Raw genomic sequence first — 16,439 nt, forward strand, 5'->3', positions numbered from 1 at the left:
GCTCCACCTTTTTTTTTTATGTACTACGTCAGAGGCAACTCTTATTATTTTTCAATAATCGGATGATGCGCTGAGTCATATTTACTCATTTCCATAGTATGGCATACACAATTGTCTTCGGCGCCAAGCGGTGCTGCATACTTCTGATACTGCAGCGGTGTTATGTTATTCAGAGATTCACCGTAGCCGTTGTCTGCCTGATAAAGAGCATGCGTCGAACCATGACATGCTTCACACATCACAGCTTCCATGTCATCCTTTCTGTTTTTAAAAAGCCCCTGCGGATCCTTCGTCCATCCGTTAACAGCCGAGGCATCACTATCCGGTGACTCAAAATAGGAATGGCATACGCCACAATCCGGTTCATTCACCCAAGCCTCGCGCGGAACCACGTCATCTAATTTTGCGGATGCGCGCGGGATCAAATTCGCCATAAGCTGTTTTGCTTGTGGCTTACCCTTTTCTTTTTCCGCCTTGAGCAAACTTAACGCGTGATCTTCAATTGTTCCATGGCAATTTATACAGGTTATCTCACGATCAACGTGCAGCCCGCGCATTCCCTGTGTATTTGTGTTGTGTCCGGCTGGATGACAACTTTCACATGTTATGTCATCACGATCCGCTAAGTAGTTTGCATGCCAGCCGTGCATAGCCGCTGAAAATCCTAGAACCTGTTTCTTACCGGCATCGCCTGTGCGAGTGGATCCGTGACAGGATTGACACTTAGGCGGGGCGCCTCGGTCACTGTCTTCTACCAGTCTGGTTCCGTTAATCTTATCGTGCGCAACAAGAATGTTGTCTGCAGTTTTATTGGAAATACCTGCAGTCTCAGCTACACGCCATGGTCCGTCATGGCACTTACGGCAGCCCCATTCTGTTGAAACTGGAACAGCCACTCTGGTTGCAGCAAGCAGTTTTCCGTCAGCAGTCCGCGCTTCGACGTTTAACAATGGGTACGGGTTTACTATGCCATCATCAGAATATGGAAAGACTGGCAACGAACAAGCAATGAAGGCTCTGTTTTCCTCGTCGAGCTTAAAAGTACCAATGAGATTTGTTTCGCAGATGCCAGTGTCTGACGGCAAGTCTTTGCCTGTAAGTTGCTTTGCATAATTCCAGAAGGTCACGTGCTCTGCCGGTGTGGAGAATGCTTTCTCTATTCTGTAGGTAAGTGTCACACCTTCTGTGACAATTTCTGGAACTTCATCCCGCAGAAACAGCTGAGCACGGATGGTTGAGCCGGGAATCTGCATAGTAAATTTTGTATAATTGTCGGAAATGGTATTCATACCTTCTGTTGCCCATGCCACAAGCACATACTCAGCTTCTTCCGGATTAAACTCAGGTAAGACCACACCTTCTTCATGCGGCAGTTTAGCTGGCGCCTCTTCAAGCGGCTTGCCCATAACCGAGGCGAGATATGCTGCTACCGCTTTTTGTTCGGCATCATTTCCAAGAAACGGCGACATAAATCCACGCAGCTTCCCCTGACCGTTGAACTGCGAAACTAAGCCATAACGGGTGAGCCCTGCTGCCTCTTTTTTTATAGCAAGCATGGGCCCATTCAGACTGTGGCACGTCATACATTGCACCCGGTAAAGTTCTTCACCCGCTTTTAACAGATTTTCATCTGTAATTTCTTTAGTACCAATCCACTTTGCATAAGAAAGCATCCCGTTTTCACGGATGGCGTCTGTCTGTGCAACATGCACAGAGTTTGACCACATATATTCATGAATAATATACGGACGTCGTCCTGCTTCACGAATCCATTCGAAGGTGCCAATCTGTCCTATGCCAATAACAAGAAGCACTCCGAGGAGTGCAGGACGCACAGCCTGTGGCGTGACGAAGACAAAAACCAGAACACCTATGAGAAGGACGGCTGAGAGTGGAAGAAATATTTTTACCAGCTGCGGAGTCTGCGCAGATTTGGTTAACACCATGGTAAACTGTGCTGCCGGAAGTGCGACAATGTACCAGACGGCACAAGCGATGAGCAAAGCAAACGGGAACGCAACAAATCGTACGGCGTAACGGAGCATCTGCTCGCGCGTTTCTACCTCTGTAATACGATATGCCGTTATCAAGGCAAACAGTCCGGCGAGCATGAGACAGATGGCAAAACGCAATCCGAGAGACGGCCAGAACGTAGGATTCCAGAAACCGTCCCAGAACGATTGTGTCTCAAGCCATTTCCCCGGAGTCAGCATCATGGAGATAATACCGTTGACGACAACCAGAGATAAGAACGCAAATAACGCGTAAAACCAGCCGACAATCTGATGATCGCGGCGAGACATTTTGCCAAACCGGTAATGATAGATAAGCAGAGCAACAATTTCACAAAGGAAAAACACCCATTCTGTTGCCCAGCCAAAACTGAATTTATGCACCAGCACAGATGTTGCAGCCGGCGAAAGCAGCGCGATAGTGACCCAAATCCCTACACCTGTCATGCCGCCCGCGACCATGGTCAGTATAAGAAAAAACTTTGTATGACGCTTGACGTACTCAATAATCTGCGGGTTTTCTTCTGCATAGCCTTTGCGTTCTGCCAGTATGAGGAAGAATCCTCCACCAACGGCAAAATGAGCAATAAACACGTGAAAAATTGACATGCACGCAATGAGCAATCCGCCAGAAAAAAACGGAAGCCACCAGACTGGATATTCCATGCTATGCCTCCCCGTTGCTACGCATTGCAAGTTTAATCATATACGCAATAGCAATAAGCCCAAGAACAAGAGAAATAATAAACATCAGGAAAGGAGAATACTCCGCTTGAACTGGAAGAGCTGCGATGCCACCGTAAGGATCGAGCATGGCTTTGCGGACAAGAGCCCGTAAACTTGCCATCACAAGAACGGTGACGAGTAGCGCGCTAATGGTGCCGTACAGATTCCGTGATGCAGCCTCAAAGAGGAGCAGAGCAACAATGGCCAAACCGACTAAAAGTGCACCTGTGTAAAATTCCGACCCACCGGAAAAAAGCCAACGCACTGGCTCCGGTAAGGCAAAAAACAGAGTTACGCCGACCATGAGTTGCGCCAGCGTGGCGATCAGGAAAATATTCAGCCCCAGCCGTTCTTCACTGATAGCCAATTCCTGAGATTCTCTTACAATTATATGGCGAGCAACAATGGCCAAGACAAGCCCGCCTACAGCGATGGATGCAACCACAACATGCAGGTATCGCAACCAGACCGTTGGGTCGCCAAAGTTAAGGAGCGTCCCATCGGGGGAGGAAAAATAAGCAGCCCACACATCAGGGCGAAGCATTAGTGTCATATTATTTGAAAAGACAAGCCCGACACAGAGCATAGCAACAGTACTTATAAAAATAGATGCGGAAAATTTTGTATGTCTCCCGTATCGCGCGGCAAAAAAATACAGAGCAGAATAAGCAATAATCGCCAGAAAAACGATGCTCAGCCAATACACAGCCATTAGAATAGAACTTGGGTACACGAATTGCCCATAAAGCATCTGGATAAACAAGAGAGGCGCAACGCCTAAGTTGACCGCAAAGGCAAAGATTGAAGGCAATACCTTTGCTATTTTTTTTATTGAAAGACTTTTTTTATTCACAACACTGCGGACAGAGCAGACAAAGGCCCCTCCAAGGACTGCACTCATTAGAAGAATATGCAAGGCGAACGTTATTATCAGAAGTCCTTCCAGCCAACCGGCAGCTACTGGAATGGACTCTGGAGCAGGAATAAGAGCAGAAGCTTGCATTAATTCTCCTTACAAAATGTGCTGCAAAAAAATTGTAAACAGTTTCATGCAGCTTTATTTGTTTTTTCTCTTTTTTGTTCTCTTGTTTTATTCTATCAAAGAGGGTACGTGCCGCTACAGCACAAGTCGTTGGCGCAGTAGAGTGCATGGCAAGACCATGTATAAACATTGGTGCAGTGGACTGAAAAACACACAGCACGTTTGCCAACGAAACAACGCATGCACATTAGTCTGTATGCGTATTATGCGCGGTTTCTAATAATATGAGGATACCGCACTGTATACTACTATGTATTGTCTGTATTCAGATGAAATCTGAATATAAAATTCTGGTAGTAAGCGAGTTATACATGGCAAAATATTTTTTGTTTTGTTCAATAGATGTTCAAAAACTCTTGATTGCATGCTCAGGCGTTGAGATTCAACCAGAGGAAATATGACTAACACTGTTTTATTATTTGACATTGGTAATACCAATATTAAAATTGGTATTACACAAAGAGAAGATCTCGCCACAACATATGTCTTACCCACAGATCCGCACCAGACAGCTGATTCTATTGGGTTTCGCATTTTAGACGTTCTCTCGCACATGTCTATTTCTCCCGACGAAATCATGGCGTGTATCGGCAGTTCCGTTGTTCCGGATATGAACCCGATTATCCGCAAAGCTGTTAAGCGGTATCTTAATCAGGGGCTCTTACTTGCACCGGAAGACATTCCTATCCCATTAGAAAATCGGTACACAAGGCCGGAACAGGTCGGTGCAGACCGGCTTGTAGGCGCATACGCAGCCAGAAAGCTGTGCCCAGAAGCCCGCTCCATTGTTTCTGTAGATTTCGGTACCGCTACTACCTTTGACTGTGTACAGGATAATGCCTACCTTGGCGGACTAATCTGCCCCGGCGTCAAGTCTGCGGCCTCTGCACTGGCTAGCAACACTGCAAAACTTCCACAAATCAGCTTAGAAGTGCATAGCGATATGCCGGTTTTCGGACGCAGCACATCTACCAGTATTAACCATGGCTTTATCTTTGGCTTTGCGTCTATGACAGAAGGATTATGCAAACGTCTTTCCACTACGCTCGAAGGCCCCATGCAGGTTGTTGCAACAGGCGGTTTTGCCAAAGATATTGCGCGCGTAACATCATGTTTTAACCACGTCCGCTCCGACCTTTTAATGGAAGGTCTGCGGTTGTTATATTTGGAGAGTGGCATCCGGTAACGCACCGTAGCCACAGTAGTTTTATACTATTTGTTAGAAAAGAACGGCCAACAGGCCGGACTACAAGGAGTTATAGAATGAGTACTATTGTTTCCGTATGGGCAAGAGAGATTTTGGATTCCCGCGGCAATCCAACCGTTGAAGTTGAAGTTTCCCTCGAATCCGGTCACTCCGGCCGCGCTGCTGTTCCATCCGGCGCGTCCACCGGTACCCGTGAAGCACTTGAACTTCGTGACGGTGATAAAAACCGTTACCTCGGTAAAGGTGTTGAAACCGCTGTTAACAACGTAATGGGCGAAATCGCAGAAGGCATCATCGGCCTCGACGCTACCCGTCAGGTTAACATCGACAACATCCTCATCGAGCTCGACGGCACCGAAAACAAAGAACGTCTCGGTGCTAACGCAATGCTCGGCGTTTCCTTAGCAGTTGCACGTGCAGCAGCAAGTTTCCTCGGCCAGCCTCTGTACCAGTACCTCGGCGGCATCAACGCTAAAGTGCTTCCAGTACCAATGATGAACATCATCAACGGTGGCGAACACGCACCAAACAACCTCGATATTCAGGAATTCATGATCATGCCTATCGGTGCTCCTACTTTTGCAGAAGCACTCCGTATGGGCGCAGAAGTATTCCACGCACTGAAAAAACTTCTCTCCAACGACGGTCACGTTACTTCCGTTGGTGATGAAGGTGGTTTTGCACCTAACCTTGCAAGCCATGCAGAAGCTTTTGACTACATCATGAAAGCTATTGAAGCTGCCGGCTACGTTCCGGGTAAAGAGATTGCTCTTGCTATCGACGCAGCTGCTTCTGAGTTCTACAAAGACGGCAAGTACGTTCTTGCTGGCGAAAACAAAACCCTTTCTTCTGAAGAAATGGTTGACTGGCTCGCTGCATTTACCGAACAGTACCCACTCATCTCCATTGAAGATGGTCTTGCAGAACAGGACTGGGATGGCTGGAAACTTCTTACCGAGAAGCTCCCTACCACTCAGATCGTTGGCGACGACATCTTTGTAACCAACCCTGAAATCCTTGCTGAAGGTATTGAAGAAGGTTGCGGTAACTCCATTCTGATTAAACTCAACCAGATTGGTACCCTTACTGAAACTCTCGACACCATCGAAATGGCAAAAGGTGCTGCTTACTCAACCGTTATTTCTCACCGCTCCGGTGAAACTGAAGACAGCTTTATTGCAGACCTCGCAGTGGCAGTGAACTCCGGCCAGATCAAAACCGGTTCTCTTTCCCGCTCCGACCGTCTCGCTAAATACAACCAGCTCCTTCGTATCGAAGAAGACCTCGACGACGACGGCATCTTCTTCGGTCCATTCATGGCAGCCCACTTCGGCCTCAGCGACTAATCGTCGCTCCGAACAGCACAGCATTAAAGCCGGAACGCATAGCGTTCCGGCTTTTTTTGTTTACCTCCGACGGGCAAAGGTTCTGGCCTGCCCCTCTTGCCCCATTACAGTTTATTCTGGAACGGGGCACATGAAAGGTAGTGGAACATAAACCACAAGATCACATAAAAAACATATATAAATTAACCCACGTGACAACCATGCTACACTCTCTTGGAATTGCAGATAAGCAGGAGAAATTCATGCGTAAAAAAATAGTCGAGGGCGTTTCATGGGTCGGAAAAATAGACTGGGAAATCCGCACTACACACGGAATAGAGTATTCCACGCACAAAGGAACATCATACAATGCGTACCTCATTGAAGATAAGAAAACAGCTTTAGTGGATACTGTATGGGAACCCTATGCAAAGGAGTTTGTCGACAACCTCAAGCTTGAAATAGACTTAGAGCAGATAGATTACATCATCTGCAATCACGCAGAACCAGACCATAGCGGCGCGTTACCGGCCTTGATGGAATGTATCCCCGACACACCTATTTACTGCACCAAACAGGCTACCATGTCGCTTCCGGGGCACTATCACCAAAATTGGGATTTTCGTCCTGTCAACACTGGCGACACTCTAAGCCTCGGACAGAACACACTCACCTTTCATCCCATTCCCATGGTGCACTGGCCGGATTCAATGATGACACACCTTTCCGGTAAAAACATTCTCTTCTCCAACGACGCCTTTGGACAACACTACGCTCATGAACTGCTTTTCAATGACCTGGCAGACCAATGCACTCTATATGAAGAGGCAATCAAGTACTTTGCGAATATCCTTACCCCGTTCAGCTCCATTATAAAAAGCCGCATTGAAGACTTCCTTGCAACCTCACTCCCCGTTGAGCTGATTGCAACAAGCCATGGTATACTCTGGCACAAAAATCCGGAGCAGATTATCGAACAGTATCTGCAATGGTGTGATGCGTATCAGGAAGACCAGATCACGATTATTTATGATTCAATGTACAATTCGACAAAAGTAATCGCAGAAACTATTGCGCACGGAATTTTACAGCACAGTCCTGCAACACGAGTAAAACTTTTTCATGCAGGTAAAGCGGATAAAAACGATATAATTACAGAAGTATTCCGTTCTAAAGCCGTGCTGCTAGGCTCGCCAACATTCAACAAAGGGCCTCTATCAAGCCTGTCTGCACTGATTGAAGATTTTCATGGTTTAAAATTTATGGGTAAAAAAGCAAACGCATTTACGTCGTATGGATGGAGCGGTGAAGCTGCAAAACTGATGCTTGCACAACTTATGGATGCAGGTTTTGAAATTACCGGCGACGGGTTTCGTGTAAACTGGAGAATGGATGCCGAAGAACGCCATGCAGCACTGCAATTCGGAGTCGATTTTGCCGCGGCAACATTCTAAAAAGAACATATTATAAAAAATACGCATTATATAATAAATATAAAACAAAAATCAACAAGTAATAACACACATTGCATAATTGTTACTATATACAACAACTAGTTTATTTGACGACGCGGAGGATTATCATGAAACGATGTCTTATGGTTGCCTGCTTCATCATCTCCCTAAGCTTGTTCACTGCATGTTCATTATTTCAACCTGCCAACATTAAAAAACCTCCGATGACAACGGCCTCCGCACTTTGGCAGTACATAACCATAACAGATCCCTACACAGAATGGGAACAGTTCGACGACACGGCAGGCATGCAGATCGGCGCACCACCCCACGGACCTCGGATTCAGATATATCCCAATAAAATTGCATCGCGCTCAGTATACAAAGCGAATGAGGGTTCCATCATTGTAATGGAAAACTATAATAAAGACGAAAAGACACTCCTTACCATAAATCTCATGCAAAAACGCCCAAACTACGCCCCTTCCGCTGGAAATTGGTTTTGGGCTGCGTATGAACCGGACGGAACGGTCATTGAGGAAGGTAAAATCAAACGATGTGTTGAATGTCACGTAAGCATGGCGTTTGATGATTACACGTTTATTCACCAATGGTGATTACGCATAAACGGAATCCTCTCTCCTACTTTCCGTTAAACCTGCTCTAACCTCCCATCCAGAGCAGTGCAAACTCCGCGTTTGCTGTGGCGTAGGTCGACACAGTAAACAAAAAGGCAGAAGCGTCGATGCATCACGACGCTCCTGCCTTTTTATTTTCATTTTCTATACCTGACAAATGCAGATACAGAACTGCTTGGACAGAGGGAAAGCTCAGTCTGCTATTCAGCAGCTTCTGTTTTAATTTCACGTAAACGCAAGCTTAAGTCGCGCAACTGGTTATTGGAAACAGCAGAAGGAGCTTTGGTAAGTAAACAGGTGCCCTTCTGAGTTTTAGGGAAAGCAATAACGTCACGAATGGAAGGGGAGTTAGTCAAGATCATAACAAGACGATCAAGACCGAACGCGATACCACCGTGTGGAGGCGCACCGTACTCAAATGCTTCCATAAGGAAGCCGAACTGCTCTTCAGCTTCTTCTTTAGAGAAACCGAGTGCGGAAAACATTTCTTCCTGACGCTGACGGTTATGCATACGGATAGAACCGCCGCCGACTTCGCTGCCGTTAAGTACGAGGTCGTACGCACGCGCTTTAGCGTTAGCAGGGTCTGTTACCATTACATTCTCTTCGCCGTCCTGAGCTGAGGTAAACGGGTGGTGACATGCCACATACCGTTTTTCATCTGCATCATATTCGAAGAGAGGGAAGTCTGTAACCCAGAGGAAGTTGTAGGTGTTCTCAGGGATAAGGTCGAAACGTTTTGCAACTTCAATACGAAGGTATCCAAGAGCGTTATTAACCATATCCGCAGGACCAGCCTGGAAGAACACGATGTCGCCAACTTCAAGACCGAGTTCTTCGGTAAGTCCCTTACGCTCGTCATCAGAGAGGAACTTGGCAATAGGGGACTGCCATTCGTCTTCTTTAATCTTGATCCATGCAAGACCTTGCGCGCCGTAAATTTTTACGAAGTCAGTGTACTGATCGATTTCCTTACGGGAAAGAACAGCACCGCCCGGCACACGCATGGCTTTAACAAGCTCTGCACTAGAGAAAAGACGGAAGCCTGAGTCTTTTACAACATGGCTTACGTTTTTAAGACGCAGGTCAAAACGTGTATCAGGTTTATCAAGACCGTAATCCGCAATAGCCTGATCGTAGGTCATGCGGGGGAAGGTGCTTGGAATCTCAACATCGAGACACTCTTTAAACACACGCCCGACAAGACCTTCTGCCATGCCCTGAATCTGCTGCTCATCAGCAAAGCTCATTTCAATATCAACCTGAGTAAATTCAGGCTGACGGTCGGCACGGAGATCTTCGTCACGGAAACAACGAACGATCTGGTAATATTTATCCATGCCCGCAGTCATAAGCAGCTGTTTAAAAATCTGTGGCGACTGAGGAAGTGCATAGAACTCACCCTGATTTGTACGACTCGGTACGAGGAAGTCACGTGCGCCTTCAGGGGTAGATTTTGTCAGGAACGGAGTTTCGACTTCAAGGAAGTCCAGTTCGTCAAGATAACGGCGAATTGCCTGAGCAGCTCGGTTACGGATGATGAAGTTTTTTGCAAGCTTAGGTCGACGAAGGTCGAGGTAACGGTATTCAAGACGAAGGTTCTCGGATGCGTCCACACGGTCTTCAATCTGGAACGGAGTAGTTTTGGCAGTGTTGAGCAGTTTCCACTCGGTTACGTAAATTTCAACTTCACCGGTCACCATGCTGGTATTGGTCATACCTTCAGGGCGATGACGGACTTCACCTTTAATTGCGACAACATATTCAGTACGCAGAATGTGTGCGAGCCTGTGAGCTTCCTGATTCACGTCCGGGCTGAATACTACCTGGGTAAGGCCTCTGCGGTCACGAAGGTCGATAAAAATCAGGCCACCATGATCGCGACGAAACTGCACCCAACCCATCAGGCATACTTCAGAGCCGATATTATTGGCATTCAGCTCGCAGCAATTATGGGTGCGAACCCACCCGTTAAGAGGCTCGATATACTGCTGATGGTCCTGCTGAATATCCAGATTTTGATCGCTCATTCTCGTTTCCTTTAAAAAATACATTAAAGACAGCAATGCTGCCCAAAGGTTAGGGGTTCTACACGAATGGTGTTCTCAGACGGCGGAAAAAGTCAGGCGGCACCATGCTGTGCCGTCCGTCAGTTACTGCTTCTGATGTATAATTATATATGCTCAATAAGTTCAGACTGTGAAACAGTGATCTGCTCACCAGTTTCCATATCTTTTACAACAACGGTGCTAGCCGCAAGCTCATCCCCGCCAAGAATAAGCGCCTTACGAACACCCTTTTTACCAGCCTGACGCATCTGTGCTTTCATAGACTTGGAAGCAAAGCTGACATCACCTTTCTTACCTGCAAGACGCAAGGTCTGTGCAAGCATAAGGCCATCTTCAAGACCGTTCTCATCGAGAACCGCAATATAGAAATCAGGCTGCTCAACCTCACGCTCACCAAGCATAAGAGCAAGACGTTCCATGCCGCACGCAAAACCGATACCCGGAACATCTGCACCACCAAGCTGCTTGATAAGCCCGTCATAGCGACCGCCACCAGCAACAGAGCTTTGGGATCCGATCGCGTTGGACACAACTTCAAAGGTAGTACGGTTGTAGTAATCAAGGCCGCGTACAAGGCGGTCATTCTGTATAAATGGTACATCTGCGGCACGTAAAGTGGAAAGCACCTTGTCGTGGTGAATTCGGCACTCGTCACAGGTATGCTCAATAATTGTCGGAGCATTTTCAGTTAATGCCTTACAGGCAGGAACCTTACAGTCAAGCACGCGAAGCGGGTTCGTATCCATACGGCGACGACAGTCTTCGCACAACTCTTCTTTATTGAGATTTGCAAGGAAGGTACGCAGTGCTTCATTGTACTTCGGACGACATTCACGGCAACCAAGGGAGTTAACCTCAAGAACAAGCTCTTTCAGACCAATCTTTGTAAGAAAGGTCATAAGCATGAGGATTACTTCTGCATCCGCATGCGGCTCATCAGGGCCGAGACATTCACAGTTAATCTGATGGAACTGGCGCATACGCCCTTTCTGAGGACGTTCATACCGGAACATAGGGCCGAAGGTGAAAAGTTTAGAAACCTGCTCAGAGGCATTCACATTGCCCTCAATATAGGCACGCATAACACCTGCAGTTGCTTCCGGACGCATGGTAAGCGAACGACCTTTACGATCATCAAAAGTGTACATTTCTTTCTGTACAACGTCTGTTTCATCGCCAATAGAACGTTTAAAAAGCTCGGTACGCTCTATAACAGGCGTACGCAATTCTTTATAACCAAATCGACCAAAGACATCGCGTGCAACAGTTTCCATAAAGGTGAAGGTATCGCTCTCCGGAGAGAACATATCTGCAAAACCTTTAATTCTTTTTACTTTACTCATGCCGGTTCCTAAAAAATTGTAATTTTTTCCATGTGCTACAACATAAACCAGTAGCAAATATGCGGTGCTGTTCGCACACAAAAAAAGCTGTATCGACAAAATTGTGTCGAAACAGCTTTGGGTAGTCTAAAGCTGCCTATTTGTCAAAAGTAGAAGTGGGATTTCGCGCGGCTAAATTTGTCCGACAGGCATTCAAAATCGCAGGTTTTGCCCTGCGTTTCTGTATTCTGAGGGGAATAGTCATTTTTGTATCATTTTTATCGACACATATACCTGAAAGAGCACCAAGTCCGTACGGCATAATTCTGGAGTTTATCCAACCGAGCAAAGGAGTCTCTTTCCATGTACAAACCGGACCAAGTAAAATCGAACGACGCGTAAGCTCACCGGTATCGACCTGTTCGCGAATCATTTTATCTACAGTTACGGGGCTCAACCACCGCCTGTTTTCCACACATCCACCCCCGCTACGACTGCGCAGCAAGTAATGAAATGACCATTTGGAGTAGACTGTCACAATCACACCGCAGGAGGCAACCCGAAGCGCTTCTGCAAGAACAGCCTCAGGCTCTTCCACAAATTCAAGCACTGAACCGACACTGACATAATCAAACTGATTGTCATCAAACGGAAGATGTTCTGCTCTTCCTAAAAAAAACTCCGCACGCCTTCCCAACAGCTCCCGCGCTTCTGCAAGCATCAATGGCGAACAATCCAGCCCGGTCACATCAAATCCGGCATGATAAAACATCTCTGTCATCAATCCCGTAGCGCATCCCACTTCGAGAAAACGACGCCCACGACGAGGCCATCCCGAAATCAGATCCACAATGAGTTTCTTTTTAGACTGCAAAGCCAAGGAGCCAGCCGGAGACTCAACCCATCGCCTGTATTCATCTACAATATTTTCATTAGCCCAAATAGTCATTATCGAGTACCTTTTCACAAAGAACATAAGGTATATATATAAGCCAAGCCTGCATAACACTTATTCTACAGACTTCACGAAAACAATACTCAATCAGCTGTTATACAATCATTAACTAGCGTCTTTTACACATGATATCAAATATAATTCTTCTCTATTAATAAACAGAAACCATGCTTAAAACACGTAACAACGACTTGACACACACATCCCTGTTACCTGCTGACACAGTCAAAACGACTAGCACCAAGCACCAAGCAAAAACAACACATTCAGGACAGTTACCATGCTATGCGCTTTCATTCTCTACTAAAACCGGAACATATCGTTCCCTTAAGCATCATAATAGATAAAGATAACAGGACGACTTACACATAGGCACTACAGATTTTCTTGCTTATTCCATCGTTCAACATTATGACATTACTTAGAAAATAACACAAAACCAAGTAGATGTATTGCCGCAAGGTACAAAGAAAGATATAGACCACCAGTTATTTTAGGCGAGGAAGACTATATGATAGGACGTAGCGTTACGAGCAGCGAAACGTTTATGACACACCGTGCACTTCCGGGTGACACGAATGCCGCAGGCAATGTTCATGGCGGCGTCATCCTCAAGCATATCGACCTTGCAGGAGCTGTCTGCGCCATGCGACATGCAAGAGGGTGCTCTGTTGTCACTGCTTCTATCGACCGCATGGAATTCAAAGCACCAGTCCATGTAGGCGAACTGATGATGCTTAAATCGAGCGTCAACTTTGTCGGCTCTAAATCTATGGAAGTTGGGGTACGAGTAGAGTCAGAAGACTTATTTACTGGCAACATCAGGCATGTTGCATCTGCCTACCTTACCTTTGTTGCAATGAATGCAGAAAAGAAGGCCACCTCTATTCCGCCGCTTGTTGTCGAATCAAAAACGCAAGAGCGAAGACTACAGGAAGCAACGTTGCGCCGCGCAGCAAGACAAGCCGAACGCAAGAGGGAAAAGCAGACTCAAGACGAGATGGAGCAAAGTTCTATCTACAGCCCGGAAGAATTATTTTAAGTTCTCAAAACAACCTACGCATGGGCAGAACTCTCAAAACATCCATGCGTACCGCAAATATGTATTTACACATTGTTAGCAGGGCAAAATCGCCGCTTTGCTAAAGGGGGCTTTGGGTTATTAAGCTACGCTTTTTTTGTGCATTTATACCCAGATTCAGCAGATCCCTACCCTGCAGAATAAGATCATGCACTAAAAGCATTTCCCCCCTTCTATAGCTTATTCCCCATTGCCCCCAAGTATTTCTAATCGACAGGCATTCTTCTAACTTTAAATATTTACAGATGTTATCGCTTTCTGAAAAAGATTCACAAGTTGCCCTCAAACCCGCACTAAACAATCACAAGCCCAACTGAAACAATTTTAGGCCAATCACAACAGACGGCAACAAAAACTACCTGCGCAGACAATAAAAAAGACGAACAGAATTGTTCGTCTTTTTTGTAGGTACACAAAAGAAGGGTAGATGATTCATCACCTACCCTTCGAACAGGCACTAATTATGTGTCTGACAATCGTCACACACACCTTCAAACTCGACATATGCTGCATGAATAGTAAATCCGGGAGCGACTGCCCCCTGAGAAGAAGCAATGTACTCTACGTTCATCACGTCCCCTACTTTACCACAAATACTGCACCGGACATGAGCATGAGGATTTGTATTGCCATCAAATCTCTTCTGTGAACCTGCATGTTCAAGCTTCAGAACATCCCCGCTCTCTGCCAGTACATCAAGGTTACGATACACGGTTCCCAGACTAATGCGCGGCAAGCGCTGTCTGACCATGTCGTACACCTCATCTGCTGTCGGGTGAGTAGTGACCTTGCAAAGCTCTTCTAAAATAACTTTGCGCTGTTTGGTCATACGAGTCTGTACAGCCATATATGCACCCCCTGTTAATAGTAATAGTTTTTACTATCGGGTAATCAACAGGATGTCAACTATCATTAACATCTCACCTACCAGACTAATATATAAAGAAAAAGCCCTTGCATATCTGCAAGGGCTTTAACTCTTTGTCCTGTGTCCAGTACAATTATTCGGCCTGAAACACACCACTCTTGCCTCCAGCCTTGTATACAAGACGGCAATCGCGGATGATAATATCTTTTTGCACAGCTTTACACATATCATAAATTGTCATGGCAGCAGTCTGAGCAGCCATAAGTGCTTCCATCTCCACACCGGTCTGTGACGTAGTGCGAGCTTCAGCCTCAATATTAATGGAATTCTGTGCCTCATCAATTTCAAAGCGTATATCAACATAGCTCAAAAAAAGCGGATGACACAAAGGAATAAGCTCCCATGTGCGTTTTGCAGCCTGAATTCCGGCCACCTTGGCAGTTGTCAGAACATCACCTTTAGGCAACGCCTGACGAAGAAGCAAATCAAGGGTATTCGAAGAGACTTCTACCACAGTCCGGACAATTGCGGTCCGGCGGGTGTCGTCTTTATCCCCAACATCCACCATTGTAATCGAACCGTCTGTATCCATGTGGGAAAAACTCTTCTCTTCCATTAATCAACTCCCATTGCTTTCCCGGCTTTTTTAAACATTTTCTTTACTTTGGAAAAAGGCTTCTCATCTTCAAGGGCAGCGAATTCATGAAGCAATTCTTCCTGACGCTTTGAGAGCTTAGTCGGGGTTTTCACAATGATTTCCACCATCAGATCACCCTGTTGAGCACCATAACCAAGGTTAGGCAACCCATACCCCTTCATGCGGAAGACTTCACCACTCTGGGTTCCTTTAGGAATATCCATAGTGATAGGCTCATCAAGAGTAGGCACTTCAATTTTGTCGCCCAGAGCAGCCTGAACAAAAGAAATTTCTCGGTGGAGAATCAGGTGCTGCCCCTGACGTTCAAAAGTCTTATCTTCTTCCACAGTAAGGACGACATACAGGTCACCCGGAGGGCCGCCATGAATGCCCGGTTCACCTTCTCCGCGCAAGCGCAGACGGTTGCCAGTATCCACACCGGCAGGAACTTTTACCTGCAGTTCTTTCGTTTCTTTAACAATGCCCACGCCGCGACACTTAGGACACGGATTAGGAATAATCTGTCCCGAACCGCCACATACCGGGCAAGGTCGAGAAATAGAGAATGGCCCTTGACTCTGACGAACCTGACCAGACCCGTGACAGTGATTGCACGTCTCGGCAGAAGAGCCCGGCGCAGCACCGGAACCGTCACATTCATCGCAAATAACATTTTTAGGAATCTTCAGCGTAACTTCGTCACCATGTGCAGCCTGACGAAAAGAAACCGTCAAATTATAGCGCAAATCTGCACCAGCTTGAGCACGAGGACCGCGAGAGCCACCGCCCATGTTGAAGCCGAAGAAATCACCAAAAATATCTCCGAAAGATCCGAAGATGTCTTCTGCATTATTGAAGCCACCAAAACCATTGCCATCTACACCAGCATGACCAAACTGATCATAACGGCCGCGCTTTTCAGCATCATGCAAAACTTCGTAAGCCTGTGAAGCTTCCTTAAAGTTCTGCTCAGCTTCTGGATTATCCGGATTTCTGTCCGGATGGAATTCCATAGCTTTTTTGCGGTAAGCGCGTTTGATTTCATCTGCAGAGGCAGATCGGGAAACCCCGAGCACCTCATAATAATCTCTCTGGCTCATAAT

13 protein-coding genes are annotated in these 16,439 nt (G+C 46.4%); 5 read left to right on the forward strand and 8 right to left on the reverse strand.

The window, feature by feature from the left end; translation table 11 throughout:
- Positions 1-44 precede the first annotated feature (44 nt).
- On the reverse strand, positions 45-2,678 hold the full coding sequence (locus tag F461_RS0109395) for a cytochrome ubiquinol oxidase subunit I (RefSeq protein ID WP_020000901.1): 2,634 nt from the start codon (positions 2,676-2,678) through the stop codon (positions 45-47).
- A 1-nt stretch (position 2,679) separates the two neighbouring features.
- Positions 2,680-3,741 carry a hypothetical protein gene (locus F461_RS0109400; RefSeq protein WP_020000902.1) on the reverse strand — a complete coding sequence of 354 codons (1,062 nt, stop codon included), beginning with the start codon at positions 3,739-3,741 and terminating at the stop codon, positions 2,680-2,682.
- A 436-nt stretch (positions 3,742-4,177) separates the two neighbouring features.
- Here F461_RS0109400 and F461_RS0109405 point away from each other — a divergent pair, with 436 nt between their 5' ends.
- The 4 genes from F461_RS0109405 (at position 4,178) to F461_RS18675 (ending at position 8,383) form a co-directional block, all read left to right on the forward strand.
- Positions 4,178-4,966, forward strand: coding sequence for a type III pantothenate kinase (locus F461_RS0109405; protein ID WP_020000903.1), 789 nt, complete (start codon positions 4,178-4,180; stop codon positions 4,964-4,966).
- A gap of 77 nt (positions 4,967-5,043) precedes the next feature.
- On the forward strand, positions 5,044-6,333 hold the full coding sequence (eno, locus tag F461_RS0109410; RefSeq protein WP_020000904.1) for a phosphopyruvate hydratase: 1,290 nt from the start codon (positions 5,044-5,046) through the stop codon (positions 6,331-6,333).
- Between the two features lie 242 nt (positions 6,334-6,575).
- On the forward strand, positions 6,576-7,766 hold the full coding sequence (locus tag F461_RS0109415) for an oxygen-binding di-iron domain-containing protein (RefSeq protein ID WP_020000905.1): 1,191 nt from the start codon (positions 6,576-6,578) through the stop codon (positions 7,764-7,766).
- A gap of 128 nt (positions 7,767-7,894) precedes the next feature.
- Positions 7,895-8,383, forward strand: a complete 489-nt coding sequence (locus F461_RS18675; RefSeq protein WP_020000906.1) for a cytochrome P460 family protein — start codon at positions 7,895-7,897, stop codon at positions 8,381-8,383.
- Positions 8,384-8,604: 221 nt separating this feature from the next.
- Here F461_RS18675 and aspS read toward each other — a convergent pair whose 3' ends face one another.
- From aspS to F461_RS17595, 3 genes are all read right to left on the reverse strand, one after another.
- The gene (gene aspS, locus F461_RS0109425) at positions 8,605-10,434 is read right to left on the reverse strand and encodes an aspartate--tRNA ligase (RefSeq protein WP_020000907.1); all 1,830 of its coding nucleotides are present in this window, start codon (positions 10,432-10,434) and stop codon (positions 8,605-8,607) included.
- Positions 10,435-10,577: 143 nt separating this feature from the next.
- Positions 10,578-11,816: a histidine--tRNA ligase gene (gene hisS, locus F461_RS0109430; RefSeq protein WP_020000908.1), complete on the reverse strand. Its 1,239-nt coding sequence runs from the start codon at positions 11,814-11,816 to the stop codon at positions 10,578-10,580.
- Positions 11,817-11,952: 136 nt separating this feature from the next.
- Entirely contained in the window at positions 11,953-12,744 is a 792-nt protein-coding gene (locus F461_RS17595) for a class I SAM-dependent methyltransferase (RefSeq protein ID WP_020000909.1), read from the reverse strand.
- A 517-nt stretch (positions 12,745-13,261) separates the two neighbouring features.
- Between F461_RS17595 and F461_RS0109440 the strand changes: the two genes are divergently transcribed.
- Positions 13,262-13,792 carry an acyl-CoA thioesterase gene (locus F461_RS0109440; protein WP_020000910.1) on the forward strand — a complete coding sequence of 177 codons (531 nt, stop codon included), beginning with the start codon at positions 13,262-13,264 and terminating at the stop codon, positions 13,790-13,792.
- A 496-nt stretch (positions 13,793-14,288) separates the two neighbouring features.
- On the opposite strand, the gene F461_RS0109445 is transcribed toward F461_RS0109440, so the two are convergent.
- The 3 genes from F461_RS0109445 to dnaJ all read right to left on the reverse strand — a co-directional run bounded on the left by F461_RS0109445 (position 14,289) and on the right by dnaJ (position 16,436).
- Positions 14,289-14,678 (reverse strand): Fur family transcriptional regulator, encoded by a 390-nt coding sequence (locus F461_RS0109445; protein ID WP_020000911.1) that lies wholly within the window; start codon positions 14,676-14,678, stop codon positions 14,289-14,291.
- Positions 14,679-14,832: 154 nt separating this feature from the next.
- On the reverse strand, positions 14,833-15,315 hold the full coding sequence (gene moaC / locus F461_RS0109450) for a cyclic pyranopterin monophosphate synthase MoaC (RefSeq protein WP_020000912.1): 483 nt from the start codon (positions 15,313-15,315) through the stop codon (positions 14,833-14,835).
- On the reverse strand, positions 15,315-16,436 hold the full coding sequence (dnaJ, locus tag F461_RS0109455) for a molecular chaperone DnaJ (protein WP_020000913.1): 1,122 nt from the start codon (positions 16,434-16,436) through the stop codon (positions 15,315-15,317). Before dnaJ ends, moaC begins: the two co-directional genes overlap by 1 nt.
- Positions 16,437-16,439 lie beyond the last annotated feature (3 nt).

It is taken from the genome of Halodesulfovibrio aestuarii DSM 17919 = ATCC 29578 (assembly GCF_000384815.1).
GTDB classification, from domain to species: Bacteria; Desulfobacterota; Desulfovibrionia; order Desulfovibrionales; family Desulfovibrionaceae; genus Halodesulfovibrio; species Halodesulfovibrio aestuarii.